Origin of the sequence: Chitinimonas sp., from assembly GCF_041904975.1 — a bacterium.
Taxonomy (GTDB): domain Bacteria; phylum Pseudomonadota; class Gammaproteobacteria; order Burkholderiales; family Chitinimonadaceae; genus Chitinimonas.
Map to the genome: position 1 here is coordinate 1 of NZ_JAYRLZ010000438.1, position 2012 is coordinate 2012.

Genomic DNA, 2012 nt, shown 5'->3' on the forward strand with positions numbered 1-2012 from the left:
GTGGGTGTGCAGCTGGAGCAGCAAAATCTCGATGCTGCGGTGGTGTTCGGTAAGGAGGGCAGCGAATTTGCCAATGCAACGCCCTTGTTTGCCGAGCGCCTGACGCCGGTATGCGCACCGGCGATGGCGCAGCGCCTGCGCCAGCCGGCTGATCTGGCCAATGAAACGCTGATCCACCTGTCGGCCGACCATGCCGATTGGCGCGCCTGGCTGGCGGCGGCCGGCGTCAGCCACCCCGACCTTGCTGCCGGGCCAAGTTTCGAAGTAATCGATATGGCGGTAAATCTGGCCAGCCAGGGCCGGGGAGTGGCGATCGCCGACCCGGTGATGATCGCCGACGATCTGCTCAAGGGAAGCCTGTGCGCGCCTTTTGCCGCGGTGACGGTGGCGTTCGGTCATCGCTACTGGTTCAGCTGCCCGCATGGCCGCCAGGCCGAGCCGGCTTTGCTGGCCATGCGTGACTGGCTAGAGGCCGAGATCGCCGCGACGCTGGCGGCGCTGGCCACCATCGGCCTGGGCGAACAGGCGCCTTAGAGCCTGCGCACGATCTTTACGCGCCGATGCGAAAAGATCGTGAACTGGCACTTACATCAGCGTATAGCCACGGCCATTCAGGCAGGCCATCAGCGCGCGGCGGTGCTCGCCTCGGCGCATTTTCAGCTGCTCGGGGCTTAGGTCCTTGTGAATGCCGTTCGGATCGAACTTATTCACGCGAATCGACCAGGCATCGCACTCGCCCCGGTCCTGCGCCTGGCGCTCGCGGCTCTGGCCGTTGCGTGGTGTGATATAGACCGGATCATCGGGTCGGCTGGCCGGGTCATCTGCGCCAAACGGCTTGGCACGGGGTGCCTCCACCACGGTAAAGCGCTTGCCTTCGGCGCGGTAATACACGCCATTGAGCAGGCGGTATTCGACACCATTGACGCTGACTGTCTGTGCTGTGGCCGGCAGGCTATCCACATACAGGCCGACCGAGGGACTGACCGGCTGATACTGCTTGTCCGAGTACAGCCGATACCACCAGCCGCCCGACCAATAGAAGTCCACATCGCAATAAGTAATGCGCTGCGCATCGGCCGGCAATTTGCTTACCGGTGGCGGGGCTTTCGCGACCGGTGCGGCTGCCGGCGCTGCTCCGGCTGCCAAGGCATTGACGCTGGCAAACGAGATGGCCAGCAAGGCGGTAAGGATGAGTGAGGCGCGCATGGATGTTCCTGTTGAAGTGCAGGAGCGTGATCATACAAGCAGGCTGGCGCAGCCAGGTAGCCGGCCGCTGCAATGGATGGTGCTAGCGCGCCGCTTCAGACTTGATCGCGTGGATGGCGCTATTGAGCCGGTTCATCGTGTCGGGATGTTTGGCCAGATAGCGCTTGCTGATGTAAATGCCCAAGGGGCGTTGCTGCTCACTGACAAAGCGATAATTTGCCGGGTCCTTGCCTTCGCTGCGCAGGCTGTCTTCGAATACATCGCGGATGGAAAACACCGTATTGATACGGCCGGCATCGAGCATCTTCACCAGCGACCCGAGCTTGCTGGTGGCGCCTATCACCTGGTAGTCGTGCTCTTTCAGCCAGGTGTGCAGATTGGTCTTCAGATAGGTACCGACCAGCGCCTTTTGCCGGAAATCGGCCGATTTCGGGTCCATCGGGCTGCTTGCCGGAAACACCCAGCACCAGTTGCTGATCAGCACCGGCTCGGAAAGCTCGGCCAGACGGTCGCGCTCGGCATTGGCGGTAGCCACGAAAAAGCCGTCGGATGCACCGCTGCCCAGATCGTGTTCGATTCGCCCGAAATCGGGCACATAGCTGGTGGTATAGGCGAGGCCCGCCCGGTCCAGCGCGGCGCTGACCACTCGCCAACCCATGCCATCGAGCTTGCGATCGCGTTGGAACACATAGGGCGGCAGCTCGGGCGCCTGCAGCCTGAGGACGTCGGCTGCATTCCCCATGCATGCGGCCAGCAGCACCAGGACGCAGCGGTAGTCGATACGCATCAGCTATTCTCCCTGGCTG

Annotated in this window: 3 protein-coding genes; 1 reads left to right on the forward strand and 2 read right to left on the reverse strand. The window is 62.7% G+C overall.

The window, feature by feature from the left end; genetic code table 11:
* A partial coding sequence (locus ACE3OH_RS21915; RefSeq protein WP_374358315.1) for a LysR substrate-binding domain-containing protein occupies nt 1-534 on the forward strand: 534 nt, incomplete at its 5' end.
* A 51-nt stretch (nt 535-585) separates the two neighbouring features.
* On the opposite strand, the gene ACE3OH_RS21920 is transcribed toward ACE3OH_RS21915, so the two are convergent.
* Both ACE3OH_RS21920 and ACE3OH_RS21925 read right to left on the reverse strand, forming a co-directional pair.
* On the reverse strand, nt 586-1206 hold the full coding sequence (locus ACE3OH_RS21920) for a DUF6515 family protein (RefSeq protein WP_374358320.1): 621 nt from the start codon (nt 1204-1206) through the stop codon (nt 586-588).
* An 82-nt stretch (nt 1207-1288) separates the two neighbouring features.
* On the reverse strand, nt 1289-1993 hold the full coding sequence (locus ACE3OH_RS21925) for a substrate-binding periplasmic protein (RefSeq protein WP_374358323.1): 705 nt from the start codon (nt 1991-1993) through the stop codon (nt 1289-1291).
* Nucleotides 1994-2012 lie beyond the last annotated feature (19 nt).

Bases quoted from the DNA above. Each gene is read 5' to 3' on its own strand.
- ACE3OH_RS21920 (WP_374358320.1), bottom strand. From the start codon at position 1,206: ATGCGCGCCTCACTCATCCTTACCGCCTTGCTGGCCATCTCGTTTGCC.
- ACE3OH_RS21925 (WP_374358323.1), bottom strand. From the start codon at position 1,993: ATGCGTATCGACTACCGCTGCGTCCTGGTGCTGCTGGCCGCATGCATG.